The sequence below is a fragment of the Weissella cibaria genome (genome assembly GCF_004521965.1).
GTDB lineage: Bacteria > Bacillota > Bacilli > Lactobacillales > Lactobacillaceae > Weissella > Weissella cibaria_A.
In genome coordinates, this window is record NZ_SDGK01000007.1 from 1 (window position 1) to 390 (window position 390).

Here is a 390-nt window from a genome sequence, read left to right on the forward strand (position 1 = left end):
GCTGCCTAAGCAAGGTTCAAAATATTAAATTTTACCGATCATCAGTACCATTTGACTTTAAACCAAAATACAGAATCACGTTTATCAATATCATTTACAAATAAAAATGGTAGACAATTGCCTACCATTATCAGAGCGGAGACAGAGGGATTCGAACCCTCGCGCCAGTTTCCCGACCTACACCCTTAGCAGGGGCGCCTCTTCAGCCTCTTGAGTATGTCCCCATGTCAAAAGTTAACCTCTTAACTAATGGGACTGAGAGGACTCGAACCTCCGACCTCACCCTTATCAGGGGTGCGCTCTAACCAGCTGAGCTACAGTCCCATAAAACAAAAAAGCGGACGACGGGAATCGAACCCGCATTCCCAGCTTGGAAGGCTGGAGCACTAG

2 tRNA genes are annotated in these 390 nt (G+C 46.4%); both read right to left on the minus strand.

Going from position 1 to position 390, the window contains the following annotated elements:
• Positions 1–136 precede the first annotated feature (136 nt).
• Positions 137–224: transfer RNA gene (locus EST42_RS00685), tRNA-Ser, on the minus strand.
• Between the two features lie 26 nt (positions 225–250).
• Positions 251–324: transfer RNA gene (locus tag EST42_RS00690), tRNA-Ile, on the minus strand.
• Positions 325–390: the final 66 nt, after the last annotated feature.